General features: G+C 46.2%; 10 protein-coding genes. 6 read left to right on the top strand and 4 right to left on the bottom strand.

All coding sequences use genetic code 11. The annotated features are described in order from the left end of the window. Positions 1 to 7 precede the first annotated feature (7 nt). The 3 genes from G5B00_RS13585 to G5B00_RS13575 form a co-directional block, all read right to left on the bottom strand. A complete protein-coding gene (locus G5B00_RS13585; RefSeq protein WP_163876377.1) occupies positions 8 to 3,505 on the bottom strand; it encodes a SusC/RagA family TonB-linked outer membrane protein in 3,498 nt (1,165 codons plus the stop codon). Between the two features lie 117 nt (positions 3,506 to 3,622). Beyond that, positions 3,623 to 4,858 (bottom strand): FecR family protein, encoded by a 1,236-nt coding sequence (locus G5B00_RS18360; RefSeq protein ID WP_163876374.1) that lies wholly within the window; start codon positions 4,856 to 4,858, stop codon positions 3,623 to 3,625. Positions 4,859 to 4,931: 73 nt separating this feature from the next. Next, positions 4,932 to 5,528, bottom strand: coding sequence for an RNA polymerase sigma factor (locus tag G5B00_RS13575; RefSeq protein WP_163876371.1), 597 nt, complete (start codon positions 5,526 to 5,528; stop codon positions 4,932 to 4,934). Positions 5,529 to 5,738: 210 nt separating this feature from the next. On the opposite strand from G5B00_RS13575, the gene G5B00_RS13570 reads away from it, so the two are divergent. Further along, complete coding sequence (locus G5B00_RS13570) at positions 5,739 to 6,563, top strand: SMP-30/gluconolactonase/LRE family protein (RefSeq protein ID WP_163876368.1); 825 nt, start codon at positions 5,739 to 5,741, stop codon at positions 6,561 to 6,563. Between the two features lie 110 nt (positions 6,564 to 6,673). Continuing rightward, positions 6,674 to 7,969, top strand: a complete 1,296-nt coding sequence (locus tag G5B00_RS13565) for a UDP-N-acetylmuramoyl-tripeptide--D-alanyl-D-alanine ligase (RefSeq protein ID WP_163876364.1) — start codon at positions 6,674 to 6,676, stop codon at positions 7,967 to 7,969. Here the strand turns inward: G5B00_RS13565 and G5B00_RS13560 are convergent. Next, a complete protein-coding gene (locus tag G5B00_RS13560) occupies positions 7,966 to 8,580 on the bottom strand; it encodes a trimeric intracellular cation channel family protein (RefSeq protein ID WP_163876361.1) in 615 nt (204 codons plus the stop codon). The genes G5B00_RS13565 and G5B00_RS13560 overlap by 4 nt on opposite strands. Before the next feature lie 83 nt (positions 8,581 to 8,663). On the opposite strand from G5B00_RS13560, the gene G5B00_RS13555 reads away from it, so the two are divergent. The 4 genes from G5B00_RS13555 to G5B00_RS18035 all read left to right on the top strand — a co-directional run. Next, on the top strand, positions 8,664 to 9,281 hold the full coding sequence (locus G5B00_RS13555; RefSeq protein ID WP_163876358.1) for a Crp/Fnr family transcriptional regulator: 618 nt from the start codon (positions 8,664 to 8,666) through the stop codon (positions 9,279 to 9,281). 164 nt (positions 9,282 to 9,445) lie between these two features. Next, complete coding sequence (locus tag G5B00_RS13550; protein WP_163876355.1) at positions 9,446 to 16,537, top strand: Ig-like domain-containing protein; 7,092 nt, start codon at positions 9,446 to 9,448, stop codon at positions 16,535 to 16,537. A gap of 76 nt (positions 16,538 to 16,613) precedes the next feature. Then, complete coding sequence (locus tag G5B00_RS13545; protein ID WP_163876352.1) at positions 16,614 to 17,510, top strand: PorP/SprF family type IX secretion system membrane protein; 897 nt, start codon at positions 16,614 to 16,616, stop codon at positions 17,508 to 17,510. 31 nt (positions 17,511 to 17,541) lie between these two features. After that, positions 17,542 to 17,724: hypothetical protein (locus tag G5B00_RS18035; RefSeq protein WP_205966424.1), on the top strand; the 183-nt coding region annotated here is incomplete at its 3' end.

Here is a 17,724-nt window from a genome sequence, read left to right as displayed (position 1 = left end):
GTTTAGATTAAAAAGTTAAGGACAAACCAAATGACGCAATGGTAGAAGGTGCGTACACATCATCATTGGAGATGTATCCGGCATTGAAATTCCTCCTGGGATAGAGCCCTTTTCGGTGGGCGAGTAGCCACGCATTGTCCGCTGAAAAATAAACCACGGCATCAGAAATGTTTTTGCTTTGCAAAAATGCCTTAGGCAGGCGGTACGATAGATTCACATTGGTCAATTCGAGCATGTTCGAAGTGACCAACCAGCGTGTTGAACTGGCCGCATCGATATTGACCGAATTTGTACCGTTCGTGAAGATGGCCACATCGGTAATATCGCCCGGTTGACGCCATCTTTTCAGCAGATCTTTGTGTCGGCTATTGTACACAAGGGAGGTGTTCATGAATGACTTGTAGCCCCCATCATAGAATTGTCCACCCAGTTGGTAGTAAAAGCTGAATTTCAGATTGAAGTTTTTCCATCCGATATCGGCTCCAAATCCACCTGTAGCCTTGGGCAATGAAGTGCCCGAATAGACATAGAGACTTTTTTCGATATTTTCGGTGTACATGACCCCGTTGATCTCTTTCAGTTCATCCGGGGTAAACTCAAATTGCTCAAGGTCTGCACGGAACAGGTTAAAACCGTTGTCCGGATTCACGCCGTACCATTCGCGCAGATAAAAGTCGTAACGCGAATGTCCTGCTTCGATCTTGTAAATAGAGGAAATATAGGGATCCAAAGGCAGCGAAGTGAGTTTGTTTTCAAGGAAGGTCGTGTTGAGATTGAGACCGATGCTCCAATCGTTTGTTTTGAGTATATTTCCGTTCAGAACGACTTCAACACCCTTATTGTACATGGAGCCCGCATTGACATCGATAGTTTCTATGCCCGATGATATAGGTTGAGGCACGCTAAAAAGCATATTGCTCGATACACGGTTGAAGTATTCGACCGATCCATCCAGGCGATTGTCGAACAAGACAAATTCTGCAGCAGCATCAAAGTTTTTCGATACTTCCCAAGTCAGCTCTTTATTCCCCAGGCTAGACTGTACAAATCCAGCTTCGCCATTGTCGTTGGGGGCGTATACTGCTCTCCAGGGGTAGTAGCCCGGTAGGTCATCGTTGCCCACGGTACCGTATGCTGTGCGCAATTTGAGTCGGTTGACAAAACGGACGTCTTTCATGAAGTTTTCCTTATCAAGAGACCAACCGGCACCTACTGACCAGAAGTTTCCCCAGCGTGAATCCTTGTGCCAACGCGAAGAAGCATCCCTTCTATATGAAGCAGAAGCGAAATACTTCTCGTCAAAATCATAGTTTACCCGTGATAAATAGCCTTCTACGCGATAATTGTGCGTATAGGAATTGGGTAAGGCGTTGATTTCTGTAAAGTTTGCATATTCGAAATTTGTACCGGGAATGGTTTGGGTCTTCATCGAAGTACTCAAGTACCAGTATTGGTATTGGTAGCTTTCGTGGCCCGCAAGGACATCCATGTGATGCCTTCCCCAGTCTTTGCCATAATTCAAGAGTTGCTGGAAAGTCCACGTGTTTGTATTTGAGCTGTTCTGAGCCGATGAACCTGCATTTCCTTTCTGTTCGTAGATCATACCACCATTCCAACTCCGGTACATATTAGTGCCTACCCCTCCGTTTATGGTCAATTTCAGGCCCTCCAGCAAGGATACATCCGCATATCCTTTTAGGTTGATCGTTTGGCGTAGGTAACCGTTATACGTATCGTGTACCTCAAAGGGATGGTTGCTACCGGCAAAGTTGTCCCGGCCGGAAATGACAATGGTGCCATCTTCGGAGGTCCAGCCACTGCCGAAGTCAGGTATCTTGTTGCCGTTTTCGTCCAGAATATACTCTCCTGTAGCCGGATTGTGCAAATGTATCGGGTAGATGTTGCCCAAGAAGCGGGTAGCACGGAATGGATTGGATATGGCTCCGCTCGTTTCAGCCTGCTGACCATCTGACTTCGACTGTGCTGTATTGAGGTTGGTACCCATTTTCAGCCATTTGGTAATTTGTGAGTTGGCATTTGCCTTGGCAGATATCCGGTTGAATTTTGAACCGATGATAAAACCTTCTTCGTTCATGTAGCCCAAAGAGGTATAATAATCTGTTTTTTCGGTACCTCCACTGATGGAGACGTTGGTATCATGTCTTTTGCCTGTCTGCGTGATGCCTCCATACCAGTCCGTATCATCCGCCCAATGGTTGATGGCATTCGGGTTGAGTTTGCCGTTGAGGTCAAATAGCTCGGCAGCATCCATCAGATAGGGATTGTAGCCGATACCGGCGAGCAAGGCGGCACCTGCATCTCTATTGGCATCTGCCAGGGTACCTCCGTTGAGCACTGTGGAGTTGCGGTAGGCCTCCCAATAGAGCTCCATATAGTCTTTGTCACTGAGGCGTTCGTAATCTGAGCTTTGCCTAGAGGTCAAACCAAAGTTGTATTTGGCAACTACGGTCGGCTTCCCTGTTCGTCCACGCTTGGTATTAATCATCAATACCCCATTTGCAGCACGTGCACCGTAAAGCGCCGCTGAAGAAGCGTCTTTTAATACGGTGATGCTCTCGATGTCGGTAAGGTTTATACTGGTGATCGCATTGTCATAAGGCATGCCGTCCAAAATAATCAGCGGATCATTGCTGGCATTGAAAGAGCCGATACCCCGAATACGCAAAGTAGGAGCAGAACCGGGTTGTCCATTGGATGTCCCGACTTGTACACCCGGGGTGGTACCCGTCAGGGCTTGCGTGACTTCGGTGAGGGGCCTATTTTTGAATGTTTCTTCACCGATGACAGCTGCCGACCCGGTATAGGTACTTTTCTTTGCCGTACCGTACGCAACAACCATGACTTCGTCCATCGTTTCGGATTGCAAGGCAAGTTTCGCATCGATTTGCTTACGGCCGTTGACGGCGATCTCCAGACTTTGATAGCCTACCGATGAAATGATCAATACGGCATCTGCCGCTACACCATCTAGTCTATAATTTCCCTGGGCATCTGTCGAAATACCTTTTGTCGTTCCTTTTACAACTACATTCGCGTAGGATATAGGTTCACCGGTTTCGGCAGATACCACTTTTCCGGTAATCTGTGCCTGTTGTACATCCAGGTTATTCGCATGGACCTGTATGGCGGGTACCTTTGCCTGGCTTGTGCCAGCCTGTGTCACACGTTTCCGGGACAATACGATGGTTTTGTCCTCCACAGACGCCTTGAGGGGCTGATCCGCAAAAATTTTATCCAAAAAAGTCTGGAGAGGCATATTGTTGGCCGTGATCGAAACAGGCTTTGTATCTTTTAGATGGACAATATTGGCATAGACGGCATAGCCTGTCTGTTGGCGAATAGTCTCCAACACACTTGCCAGAGACAAATGCTTGGCGTGCAGCGTTATGGTCTGCGAATGGCTCATGGCGCTGACGTGCATGAGCCCTGCCAGTAGAAAAATAATAACTAGTCTCAATACTTTAAATAAGAAATGCTTTTTCATTAAATTTGTTTAAGGTTTGGATAGTAGATAATAAATGCTTGCAATCCAGGCTATTTGAGGGAGGTGTTGGTCGCACTTCCCTTTTTTTTAAGACGTAAGCTCCCGTCTATCATACATTTAGTTAGTAGTAACCTCCTTTCTGCCCTTATTATGGATGATAAGTCTATATGTGCCATTGTTTCCCGGTTTTACACGATATTGGATGTCACTGCTTTCCAAAAAACGTAAAACGGTGGCGAGTTTGTCTGTTTTATAGGCATCTCCTATAAATTGATCTGTAGGAATACCTCCTTCATATTCGACCGTAAGATTATACCAACGTGCCATCTCCCGCATGATCTGTTCGAATGATTTTCCATCAAATGAAAAACGTCCGTTTTTCCATGCAATGGCTTTGGACACGTCCACTTCGTCAACCTTTATCTTTGTGCCCTGTAGGACTGCCTGCTGACCAGGTACTATTTTGTTTGCGCTATTGGAAGCCAGATTGATGACTTCAATCGCACCGTTGACCAATGTTGTTTTGGTCTGTGGGTCTCCGGCATAAGCCGAAATATTGAACTCCGTACCCAATACGTTTATGGTTTGTCCGTTGCTGATGACTTTGAAAGGTATGTTTTTTCCACGGGTACGCTGTGGCTCCACGTGAAAATAAGCCTCACCTTCCAATTGGACTATACGTTCTTCGGCTGCAAATTGAGAGGGATAAGTCAATGTACTGTTGGCGTTCAGCCAGACTTGAGTACCATCAGGCAGAACGATCCGGTAGTTTCCGCCAATGGGTGTTTTTAGGATTAAGGTCTGGGAAGCGGTCGTTTGATGAGCCTCGGATGAGGTGCCATTTGCGATTGTCGATCCATCCATATAGGTGATATCGTTTCCGACGATAATGCCCGACTGATCAGTGTTCAGATTGATGGTATGGCCATCGGCGAGTGTTAGGGTCGCCCGATTACCACCTGGCATAATGTCTTTGGCCGTGATCACAGGTTCGGCGATCTGTTTGGATTGACGGATGATGAAGAAACCGGCAACAAATGCCAATAGCAACACCGCGGCATAAGGCAACCATTGGCGTAACCTCGGGAATCTAGTCTGTCGTGGTATTGCTGTTTTTTGATGTACGCTGTCCAGGATACGTTGTTTACGGTCTGCTGCTTCAGTTTCATTCCACAACTCCCAATACAGCTGGAGGTCCGAGATCAAGAAGTTGTCCTGGACAATGTAATCCATCAAACGTTGATTTTCAGGTTTAGCCTTTGCCCATTCCTGCAACGTTATGGTTTCCTGATTACTCAATGTCCCGTTTAGGTACTTCCTGAGGAGATCTACTATGTTTTCTGGATGATGCACGTGTTCCGTTTTTTAATATAAACGGAATCGCGGTTTTGAATCTGTCCTCGAAAAGCAGAAAAAAATAAAAAAATCAATGAAGAACGCGCTCATTGTAGAGTAGTTGTATGATAATCAAGCAGGTAAACAATTCTCGTTCGGAAAAAACTTTTCGGAGTTTGGCCGTGGCTTTTTTCTTTGCCACGAAGACGGCATTTGGTGTGATACCCAAACGGGTACAGATTTCATCGGTAGTGAATCCATCTAAGTAGGTCATACGAAAAACATCTCCTTGTCGCTGAGGTAATCGATTGATTTCATTGACCAGAGATTGGATGAGTTCGGCATGGATCAGGTGGGTAAGTGGATCTATGTCCTGCAAGATCAGGTCTTCTTCCAGTTCCACCGATTGGCTGCTTGTACGCTGCTGGGCCGATCGGATATAATCCAGACAAGCATTGCGGGTGGTGATGTATAGAAATGATTTAATGCTGGTTTCATTGTCGAAATTATCTTTGCGTTGCCACAGCTTTGAAAATGTATCGGCCACGATTTCCTCTGACACTTCTTTGTTGCGGCAGAGCCGATAAGCATGAAAAGTCAGTGCATGGAGATGTTGCTTCATAAAGTGCCGAAAAGCAATCTGGCTTCCCGCACGAAAGTTATACATCAAATGATCCTGCTTGTTCATAATCATAACGAAGATAGGTACTTTTTATTTTTTTTGCTAACGATGATTCTTGAAATGAACGAGAAAATAAACAGTAAAATCGATATGCTGAGTTGCCATTGGACTGAAAAAACAGAAAATCTTAATGTATCCTTGTCTGGCGAACAATGTACAAAATGCTTGTCATTCCCAACAGATTATTTATCTTTATATATCTAAATTTATCGAGCTATGCAAAAACTATTTCTCAGTTTCATGATGTTGAGTTGCTGTAGTCTGCTTTCAGCGCAGACAGTCAAACTCAAAAAGATGTGGGAAGCTAAGGAACAATTGCCGGTTCCGGAGTCCGTACTGTATGATGCATATAGACAGGTTTTGTTTGTATCCCTTATTGACGGGGCAGGCAATGCGAAAGACGGTAAGGGAGGTATTGCCCAATTGAACAAAGATGGGAGCCTCAAAAATGTGAGTTGGATTACCGGCCTTAATGCACCCAAAGGAATGGCATTATACAAAGATATTCTCTATGTGGCCGATATTACGGCCATCGTGCTGATTGATGTGGTCACGGGCAATATAATCGATGAGATTGAAGTGCCAAGGGCTGTCTTTCTCAACGATGTCACGGTTGATCAACAGGGGGCAGTGTACGTTTCGGATACCCGGGAAAACAAAATCTATTGTCTAAGGGATGGAAAAGTATCTCTTTTTTTGGAAAATGTCGAAAGTGTCAATGGCTTGAAGAGCATAGGTTCCGATTTGTATGCATTGGCTGGGAAAGAGCTGTGGAAAATTGATGCACAGAAAAAGATAACTGTCCTGGCAAAAGGTTTTGAACAGAATGGGGATGGATTGGAACCTGTGGGCAATGGAGATTTTCTCGTGACCTGTTGGGCAGGCATTATATATTATGTCAAAGCAGATGGGCAGATAGAAAAGCTTCAAGATGTACAGGGCAAGATGAATACGGCCGACTTAGGGTATGATGCAGACAATAAGGTGATCTATATCCCAACGTTCAATAACAATAGTGTGATCGCTTATACATTGCAATAGAGACACAATGCATTACGTCTCTACATTTAAATTTTATTGTCCATTTTTTTCTATAGATATTGAGCTGTATGAGGTAGGATTAGTACATTTGGCCTAAAGTTGGACAAAGTATGCAGATCGAAGAATTATACCGTATATATCGGACTTTTCCTCACGTTTCGACGGATACGAGACAGATTGGACAAGACAGCATTTTTTTTGCGCTAAAGGGGGTAAATTTTAATGGTAATGCCTTTGCTGATCAAGCAATAGCGGTTGGAGCCAAGTATGTGATTATCGATGAACCGGCATACAAAAAAGGCGAAAACTATATCCTTGTTGACGATGTGTTGACTACTTTGCAAGAGTTGGCCAAGTTTCATCGCCTACAGCTACATATCCCTTTTATAGGGGTGACAGGTACAAATGGCAAGACTACGACAAAAGAACTGCTTTATGCTGTCTTGTCTCAAAAATATAAGACATACGCGACCCAAGGCAATCTGAACAATCATATCGGCGTCCCTTTGACCTTACTGGCGATAGACGACAGTTATGAAATGGCTATTGTAGAAATGGGCGCAAATCATATTGGCGAGATCGCTTTCCTCTGTGGTATCGCACAGCCGACACATGGTCTGATTACGAATGTAGGAAAAGCACATCTGGAAGGCTTTGGTTCCTTTGAAGGGGTGAAGAAAGCCAAAGGCGAACTTTACGATTATCTGCAAAGTCATAAGGGCATTTTATTTTTGCAAAGAAACAATCAGCATCTGTCGGAAATGGCCGATGCAAGAAAAATCGAACAGACCATAACGTATGGATTGAGCGAATCGAATGATGTCTTTGGGCGATTGATCGATGCAGATCCTTATCTTTCCATTGCTTGGCAAACACAAGATGATCAGAGGGGCTTTGAGGCACGGACTAATTTGACAGGCTCTTACAATTTAGAAAATTTTTTGGCGGCTATAACGGTCGGATTGCATTTTGGGATTGATCCTATAGAGATAAAACAAGGCATAGAGAGCTATGTGCCCAAAAACAATCGTTCTCAGATTACCAAAACCAAACGAAATACTGTTATTGCTGATTTTTATAACGCCAATGCGAGTAGTATGTCGGCTGCTTTGGACAATATGAGTGCGCTGAGCGTTCCACATAAAGTAGTTATTCTTGGAGATATGTTTGAGTTGGGAGATGAATCTTACGAAGAACACTGCAAGGTTGTCTTGAAGGCCAAAAGTTTAGCCTTGGATCGGTTGATTTTTGTGGGTGAGGAATTTTATAAGCATAAGGATGAACATGCTGAATTCTATGAGAGTACCGAATCGGCAAGAGAAGCTGTTGCATCTATTTCAGATAGTTTTGTTCTGCTCAAAGCATCACGGGGAATGGCTTTTGAAAAACTGCTGACTACTCTTTAATCCCGGTTCACGGGAGGTACAGAGGGCAATGATAATCGGTATTTGACGGATATAATTCGAATTAGGAACACCAGCAATGCCGAACAAAAAGCACTTATTCCGTTAGGGGCTTCTAGGTGATAAAGGACCACGAAGAGCAGAGCACCCGATAGACAGGCCGAGGCATATATTTCTTTTCTCAGGATTAGGGGTGTTTCATTCATTAGGGTATCCCGTATAACTCCACCCATAGCCGCAGAAAACATACCCAGCATGATAGCCGCGATACTGCTGCTGCCATAGTCTAGCGATTTCTGTGTGCCTACCACAGTAAAAAAACCTATGCCGATAGCATCAAATAAAGTCAGTGTCTTGGCCCAGTTATAAAGCTGGCGATTGCCTACAATGGATATAAGTACGCCAACAAAGATCGCAATCAGATAATTCCCGTCTTCAACCCATACAGGCCGGATATTGAGAAAAGTATCCCGTAGTGATCCGCCGCCGATAGCCGTGACAAAACCCATAAAAGTCGCGCCAAAGATATCTATCCCCCTTCTGTTTGCGGCCATGGCACCTGAAATGGCAAATACCATGGTGCCCAACAAGTCGCTGTAGTATATTATATTCATCGTCAACGGTTATTTAGACAAGTTTACATAAATTTGGCATGGGATAAAAAAAACAATTATCTTTAGGGCACCGAACAGTACCTATGGAATATCTACCGAATCAATTACAGGGGATTACTGGGTTCGAGCTTATCGCTTGTTTTCATGCTATCCATCCCGTGTCTGCTGAGGCCGCCGCCTTTATACGTCAAAAATCAACCTATCTCACGGTCAAAAAAGGAAGGTTTATCCGGAGTGCCTTGGATAAGGAAGAAAAACTCTATTTTATCGTGAAGGGATGCGTGCGGTGTTTTATCAAAGACGAGGGGAGAGAGATCACGACCTGGATCAATGGCGAAAACAATATTGTGGGTAGCATACGCAATCTGGGACTGGATAAGGAAGCCGAGGAATATCTGCAGGTCATAGAGGACAGTATACTGATAGAGATCACAAGGCGGTCGATCGACGAAATATACGAACGTTTCCACGAAGCCAACATCATTGGACGAAAAATATTGGAACGCTATTATCGGGATGCGGAAGAACGAGCCTTTTTATCGCGCCTGCCTTCGGCAGAGAAGAGGTACAGACGATTGGTCTTGACACGACCCGAATTGATCGGTCGTATTCCCATGAAATACATCGCATCCTATTTAGGCATGAAGTTGGAAACCCTGTGCCGCATTCGAACCAAGTCCCTGCATACCCCCATAAAGTAATAAAACTTATTGACATATGTCAATAAATCTAAGGAAGCTGTTTCACTTCTACAAGGAAACTTTTACTTTCGTTCCTCGAATTCTACCTGTATATAAAATATGAAAAACTGTTGGGTCTGTTTTTGGATTCCAAATCAGTCCTGATGATGAAAAACCTTACCAATATGAAGAAAAAATATAGGAATGTATGGACAACTCTGTTTTCAAAACAGGGACCACTCTGGTTGATGCTTTTTTTGCTCATGAGTCTGAAAAGCGGGATAGCACAAACACAGTTTTGGTCAGATACCTTTGAAGATACAGGTGCGCCCAGCTCGGGAACACGTACTCCGTCTTTGGAGGGCGGGTGGGGAGGCGGGAATACCACTCCCAATACTTCTACTCCATATGTGACCTATTTTTTAAGGACAGATGGAAGCAATATCAATTTGCAAGCCCCTATTTCGCCAGAAACGGCGACATCGTACCAGAATGTACAGGGCAATAAGTTTTGGGCAGGCGAGGATACTGACAGGGTTAGAACCGGAACAAACGATGCAGACGACAAAATACAAACCATCACCTGGAGTGGTATAGATATAAGCGGCAAGTCAGACCTGTCGTTCAAGGGATTGTTTGCTGCTAATAATGGACATGAATGGCAAAATAAAGATTTTGGTGATGTCTATGATTTCATGGAAGTGGAGTATAAAATAGATGCCGGATCGTGGATGAAGGCAGGCGGAATCTATCCGGACAAATCGGGTGCTGGTGGAATAAGTGGACGCCTAAGGGTTGATACCGATGGTGATTTGTTCGGAGATGGTGCGTTGTTATCCAGAACATTTCAGGAATTTGGCTGGAACATAACTGGTACAGGTACTACAATGGAACTACGTTTTCGGGCAAGTGCTGATGCCTATCAGACTCAAGAATTTGCCATAGACAATTTTCGTTTGTTTTCGGGCGGGGCTTCGGCTAATACCCCCCCAACTGCCTCATCTGTATCTGTAACAGGTACTTTGACAGTAGGGCAAACCCTTATCGGAAGCTACGTCTATGCGGATGCCGAGGGTAATCCGCAAAGTGGCAGTACTTTTAAATGGTACCGTTACGATGATGCGGCAGGAGCGGGCAAGGTAGCAATCGCATCTGCGACTTCCACTACTTATACATTAACAGCAGACGATGCCGGTAGGTATATCAGCTTTGAAGTCACGCCAAGAGACGGTACAGATTTCGGTACAGCAGTAGAAAGTGCAAGGAGCGGTCCGATTATCATGACAACTACTTTCTCTGGAGACTTGGAAGAGGTCAATACATTTAAAAGACCATGGCGTCCCGGAGAGGAAATAGATTATGATTGGACAAAACAGTTGCTTCCAACGGATTTTTCTGGAGTTTCTGCAACCAATTATAATTATTTCATAAGGACAATCACCCCATCCGGCACGGGGAATTATTCCATTGGTGTAAAAACAGCGAGTCTCTCGTCGAGTGGTGAAGACACTTTTGTGTTTTTATATTCATCATTTGACCCATCTTCACCTTTAGACGGACTTATCATAGCTAATGATGATATTTCAGCCAGTGATTATAAATCAAAAATAAATAGTATAGCCTTAAATGCCGGAGTAACCTATACCATTGTAATGACAAGTTATAGTCCCGGCGCAACAGGTGCGATTACTTTTGAAATAATAGGACCGGGGAGCGTAGATGTAGGAACAGTGGTCACCAATACTCCTCCAACCATTACAACGAGTGCTGGCACCACCGCTTTTACAGAAGGCGCTCCGGTAGCTATAGACAATTCCCTTACCGTAACCGATAGCGATAATGCCACCCTGACCTCGGCAGCGGTAAGCATTAGCGGCAATTTCCAAAGCGGGCAGGACATGTTGGCATTTACAAATCAAAATGGGATAACAGGAAATTATAATCATTCGACAGGTGTGCTTTCATTAACGGGTACAGCTTCGCTCGCAAACTATCAGGCAGCGCTAAGGTCTATAACCTACAACAATAGCTCAGATAACCCTAATACGGCTGATCGCACCATTTCTTTTGTGGTAAGCGATGGCACAGATGACAGTGCCCCGGCAACCAAGACGGTGAGTATTGTCGTGACAAGCGATGATTGCACAGTTTCTGCAATAATGGCAGATGTGGATATGGGTGATCAAAGCGCACAGGATTATGTTCATTTTGGCCAAAGTTTTACAGCTTGTCAGGATGGTAAACTATCCAAAATAAAGTTTTTAAATGGAGCTTTAGGAAACGACTACCCTCAGGATTTAACATTAATTATCCGGCAGGGAAGTGGTTTGTCTGGCAATATATTAGGCACAGTTACCGTACCTAAAAGTTCTATGGTGGTAGCTACACACGCAACAGATTTTACCATTGCAGATGTTTCAGACTTGAATATATATGTTACCAGTGGCCAGTCTTATACGTTTAGTTTCGAGGGAGTAAATAATCAGGCTCAATTGTATTTTGGTAGGAGGATTGCTGTGACTCCTGATGTTATATTTCAGAGCATTTACGCAGGCGGTAGTATGTATGTTGGCAGTACGGCTCATATTGATAAAGACCTCATTTTTGAAGTTGAAATTGGGCCGGGTTCTGCTCCGGCAAACACCGCCCCTACGGTAGCCAACCTCAACGGAGATTCCATGCCCTGGTCAGGTGTGGGCAATACGGTTGTTTTGGATATTGGTGGAAATGCCACAGTAAGCGATGCCGAAATGGACGCCCTTAATGGCGGAAACGGCAATTACGCGGGGGCTTCTTTAACGGTACAACGCCCGGGCACAGTTCCGTCAGATGTTTTTGACTTTAATGATGGAGGTGCGTTGTTCACCGTTAGCGGCGGCAACCTGCAAAGCGGAGGGCTCACTTTTGCCACTTTTACCCATACAGGCGGTGTACTCACCATAAACTTTACCGGCAGCGGCACCACAGCTACCAGAGCATTGGTCAACAATGTGTTGCAACGCGTTACTTACCGTAACGATACCCCGGCAGGCGATGCTACTATACGCTTTACTTTTAGCGATGGTTCGGCTAGCGCTGTTGCCAATGTAACCGTAACCTCAGACGATATTTATATCACCAATATTACCGATACGCCAACCATTAACGTAAGCGACGGTGTAAGCTTTAGCGAGGCCGTGGCCATAGCTGCCGCCGATGGCACAGGCACACAACGATTGATTTTATCCAGCGCCCTTAATAATGCAACCATTACGCTGGCAGGTGCGCTAAGCATTAGCGAAAGCCTTGCCATTGTAAACGATAATGCCATCATCGCTATTACCGGTGCAGATATTACATTAGGCAGCGGAGTTAAACTTGATTTTAATAATTCGGGCAATATTTCTATCGCGAATAACTTTAAGGGTGTCGGAGATTTAGTAGTTTTCGGAGGGGGCAAAGTAACCCTGTCGGGTACAAACAGCGCTACCGGAACAACAAGGATTTGGCAAAGCAGCGCTCTGGCTGTTACCTCCGATGCTAATTTAACATCGGGTGGGCTAATTATTGATACGGGTACGTTAGAGGTTACAGGCAATACCAATATCGATAATGGAATCACTATTAGCGGTACAGCCGCTTTTGTAAATAGCGAAAATGTAACCCTTAGCGGCGTAATATCAGGATCCGGAAGCATAGCAAAAACAGGTACAGGAACTTTTACTTTATCAGGAGTTAATACCTATACAGGCGCTACCACGGTTTCGGAAGGGACACTTTCCGTTTCCGGGGATAATAATCTGGGTTCAGGGACTTTGTCGATGGGTTCAGGGGCAACATTGGCTATTACCGGGGCTACAACTGTCGATAATGCTATCATTTTGACAGACGATGCCGCCGCTATTAGTAACAGTGCGAATGTTACTTTAAGCGGGGCCATTGGAGGTACAGGAGATTTATATAAAGAGGGTACAGGGGAGCTAACCCTTTCAGGCACTAATACTTATGCCGGCCGGACGTATATTTCTGCGGGGACATTAAATATTACCGGCAGTATTTTGGGCGGAGCAAATAACAATGCTAAACTTACAGGTACAGGTGTTATAACAGGGGATGTATATACCAGCTCAGGGGCAACTTTAGCTCCAGGCGTTAATGGTGTGGGGCAATTGACCATTAATGGTAATCTAACCCTGGATATTGAAAGTGCTTTTGAAGTTATGGTAAATGGTATAACAGCAGGCACAGATTATAGCCAGTTAAAATTAAACGGAGAAGGGACTTTAAGAGGTGTTTTGTCTCTGTCCGGCACCTACATCCCACAGGAAGGCGACTCTTTTATTTTTATTGATAATGATGGTACAGATGCTTTCTCTTACTTTTTCTACGGGCATGCAGAAGGGGCGAATTATGTGTTTAATGGTGAAAATCTTAAAGTGGGTTATGCAGGTGGAACAGGTAATGATTTTGTGTTAAACAGCCCTGATATTACCGCGCCAACCATTACCAGCGTTACGTCATCTACCGCTAACGGAACTTATAAGATAGGAGACGTTATCTCTGTACAGGTAAATTTCGACGAAACGGTAAATGTAAGCGGCACACCCCGGCTCACTTTAGAAACCGGAACAACAGACAGAACGGTTGATTATGTTTCCGGTACGGGAACATCAACCCTTACTTTTACCTATACCATACAGGCAGGCGATGAAAGTGTCGATTTGGATTATGCAGCTACCACCGCTTTAGCCCTCAATAGCGGAAGCATACAAGACCTGGCGGGCAACAATGCCACATTAACCCTGTTTGCACCGGGCGCAGCAGGTTCTTTAGGGGCAAACAAAGACATTGTGGTAGATGGTGTAAGGCCAACGGCAACACTTGTTGTAACAGACGCTGCCTTATCAGCCGGCGAAACCTCCTTGGTAACCATTACCTTTAGCGAAGCCGTAACCGGATTTACCAATGCGGATTTAACCATAGCCAACGGAACGTTAAGTGCCATTTCTTCATCAGACGGCGGCATAACCTGGACGGCAACTTTTACGCCAACAGCGAATATTGAGGATGCCACTAATGTAATTACGCTTGACAATACCGGCGTAGCCGATTTGGCAGGCAATGCAGGAACAGGCACTACGGAATCTAATAATTATGCGATAGATACCAAACGCCCAACTGCAACCATTGTAGTAGCAGACGCAGCCTTATCAGCTGGCGAAACCTCATTGGTAACTATCACTTTCAGCGAATTGGTTACAAATTTCACCAATGCAGATTTAAATGTAGCCAACGGAACGTTAAGTATCGTTTCTTCATCAAACGGTGGCATAACCTGGACGGCAACCTTTACGCCAACAGCGAATATCGAGGAAGCTGCCAATGTGGTTACATTGGACATGACCGACGTAACAGATGCGGCAGGCAATGCAGGAACAGGCACTACGGAATCTAATAATTATGCGATAGATACCAAAACTCCGGAAACACCAACCGGTCTTGTAGCCGACTTTGGCAATATGCAGAATGTACTGAGCTGGACGGCCAATACCGATGCGGACCTTGCTTCGTATAGGGTGTACGGCGGAACAAGTGCCAACCCCACCGCTGTACTGGCAACAGTAACCGCCCCGGCAGTTATCTATACCCATACAGGTCTAACCAATGGGACCACCTACTATTACCATATAACGGCAGTGGACTTGGTAGGTAATGAAAGTGAAATAAGTTCTGAAGTCAGTGCTACGCCAAAAGCACCGCAGGCCATTACCTTTGAGGCTCTACCGACAAAAACATATGGGGATGCGGATTTTGGTGCGGGTGCGACAGCTTCTTCAGGGCTGGATGTCACATATAGCTCGGACAACCCATCCGTGGCCACTATCATTGACGGTCATATCCATATAGTAGGAGCAGGTACAGCGAATATTACGGCTGCTCAGGCCGGCAACGACGCATATACCCCGGCATTGAATCAGGTACGTCAATTGGTTGTGAGCCCGAGGTTGCTCACAGTCACTGCTGTCGCCTCGAACAAGGTCTACGACGGTACGACAGCAGTGACTGTCACGTTGGGCGATAACCGTGTTTCGGGCGACCAGCTGACGATCGCGCACGCCTCTGCGACGTTCAACAACAAGCACGTTGGGACGGGCAAGCCCGTAAGCGTCACGGGCATCGGCATCAGCGGCACGGATGCGGGCAACTATACGTTCAATGCCACGGCTTCTGCCACGGCGAACATTACGCCCCGGCCCCTTACGGTGACGGCGACTGCCGGCAACAAGGTCTACGACGGGAACACTGCTGCGACTGTCACGCTTGGCGACAACCGTGTGTCGGGCGATATACTGACCGTCACCCACGCAGCGGCTACGTTCAACGACAAGAACGTTGGTACGGGCAAGCCGGTTAGCGTCACGGGCATTGGCATCAGCGGCACGGATGCGGGCAACTACACGTTCAATACGACGGCATCCGCCACGGCCAACATCACGGCCAGGGCCCTTACGGTCACGGCCACGGCAAGCGACAAGGTGTACGACGGCACGACAGCAGCCACTGTCACGCTTGGCGACAACCGTGTATCTGGCGACCAGCTGACGATCACGCACGCCCCTGCGACGTTCAACGACGCGAACGCAGGAAACAACAAGCCCGTGAGCGTGACGGGTATCAGCATCAGCGGTACGGATGCAGGAAACTACACGTTCAATACGACGGCCAGTGCGGCGGCTAGTATCAGCCGTGCCCCTCAGGTCATCACGTTCATTTCTCCGGGCACGCTTTCCCGCGATGCGGGCACGGTACCCCTGGAGGTGTCGTCCAGCAGCGGACTACCTGTGGACCTTGCGATAGACGACGGGATGATCGCCACGGTAAACAGCACTGACCTGACGATGAAGGTCGAGCGGCTGGGTACGGTGACCATCACGGCCAGTCAGGCGGGCAACAACAACTACCTGCCAGCGGAGCCTGTTTCGGTGACGGTGGGCATCGCGAACGATGCCGGTGCGGCCCTACCGATCCGTGTGCACAAGGCTGTGTCACCCAACGGCGACGGCATCAACGACTACCTGATGATCGAAGGTATCAGGGACTATCCCGAAAATAGGATCACCATCTTCGACAAGTCCGGCAAGGTACTGGCCGAGATCGAAAGTTATGACAACCGTGATCGCGTGTTCACCGGGCAATATCTCCGCGATGGCACATATTATTATTATCTCGACGTGAAAGACGGTGGCCAATGGAAACGGGAGAAAGGGTTCTTCGTGGTGAAGCGGACAGTGAATTAATTCGAGATTGCCGGAATTTGAAAATATATCCATGTAGAGACGCAATGCATTGCGTCTCTATATAAAAAAACAAACTATGAAAAACATAATCATACATTTCTTTCTATCGACAATCGTTTTTTTGATACTAACAACCACAGTAAATGCCCAGCATGGCGTGAGCTACAACCAATTCGGCCAGCTACGTAACACATTCAACAGTTCGCTGAGCACGATGGATCTCGGTGGTAGTTTTTCCGTTTTGGGCCGTAGCCAATGGATCGGTGTAGAGGGTGCTCCCCAGTCGGTATGGGCCAGTGGCAATGTGGGGTTCCGTAATGCCTTGCTGACGGTGGGTCTGGATGCGAAGCATGCGGCTATGGGGGTTTCAAAAGAAACAGAGTTCTCGGGTTATGTGGCCAAGGCGGTCCGTATCACCGAGGAGGAATACCTAAGCCTGTCGATGGGTGGGGGATTGATCCACTTCCAGGGCAACTATATGGGTATCGACGATCAAAACGACCCCTCATTTCGGGAGGATGTCCGGGAGACAAGTGGTTTTTTGAGTATCGGCACGAGTTACTACCGTCCGGACCGCTATTACTTTGGCATATCGATGCCGAGGTTTTCGCTGAGTAGGCAGGACAACGTTGACTACGAGTTCCGTAACGTGTACTACATCACTGCCGGTGCTTTGATCGGTCTGGACGATGCATTTCATCTTCGTCCCTCACTATTGGTGAGCCATATGGATGATCTGACACCGCGCTACGACGTGAGTGTGCTGCTGTTCATGGCACGCAGACTGGGGCTAGGCATGGGGGTGCAGAACCAGGGAGATCTGTCGGCGCTGATGCAGCTTAACTTTGGCAACTTTGGTATCGGCTACAGCTACCAGTTTGCCGGCAGGAGCCACACGTTAAACCAACGTATTTCGACCAATACACATGAGGTAGGACTGCGTTACAGAGTGGGAGGTGTGGGGTTGTTGTAGATAACTCTCGGGGCAGGTTCGGAGTTGGCTTATGACTATCGAAGCAATCTCGAATAACTGGCGAACAGTTGTTGAAGGACTTTTGAAGAGAGATTTTTCCATGTATGCAGGGTCTTTTGCTTTTATTTCCAAAAAATATCGTTCAGTTTTTCAGCCAGTTGCGGATTTTATTTGTTTTAAGGTTTTTTTGTTTTGGATATATGGGTTTAAAATA

This window comes from Parapedobacter sp. SGR-10, assembly GCF_011030405.1.
In the GTDB taxonomy this organism is placed as follows: Bacteria; Bacteroidota; Bacteroidia; order Sphingobacteriales; family Sphingobacteriaceae; genus Sphingobacterium.
This window is presented reverse-complemented; position numbering and strand designations above follow the sequence as displayed.

Excerpts from the sequence above, each read along its gene's own strand:
- G5B00_RS13585 (WP_163876377.1), bottom strand. The coding sequence starts at position 3,505 with ATGAAAAAGCATTTCTTATTTAAAGTATTGAGACTAGTTATTATTTTT.
- G5B00_RS13575 (WP_163876371.1), bottom strand. The coding sequence starts at position 5,528 with ATGAACAAGCAGGATCATTTGATGTATAACTTTCGTGCGGGAAGCCAG.
- G5B00_RS13570 (WP_163876368.1), top strand. The coding sequence starts at position 5,739 with ATGCAAAAACTATTTCTCAGTTTCATGATGTTGAGTTGCTGTAGTCTG.
- G5B00_RS13565 (WP_163876364.1), top strand. The coding sequence starts at position 6,674 with ATGCAGATCGAAGAATTATACCGTATATATCGGACTTTTCCTCACGTT.
- G5B00_RS13560 (WP_163876361.1), bottom strand. The coding sequence starts at position 8,580 with ATGAATATAATATACTACAGCGACTTGTTGGGCACCATGGTATTTGCC.
- G5B00_RS13555 (WP_163876358.1), top strand. The coding sequence starts at position 8,664 with ATGGAATATCTACCGAATCAATTACAGGGGATTACTGGGTTCGAGCTT.
- G5B00_RS13550 (WP_163876355.1), top strand. The coding sequence starts at position 9,446 with ATGAAGAAAAAATATAGGAATGTATGGACAACTCTGTTTTCAAAACAG.
- G5B00_RS13545 (WP_163876352.1), top strand. The coding sequence starts at position 16,614 with ATGAAAAACATAATCATACATTTCTTTCTATCGACAATCGTTTTTTTG.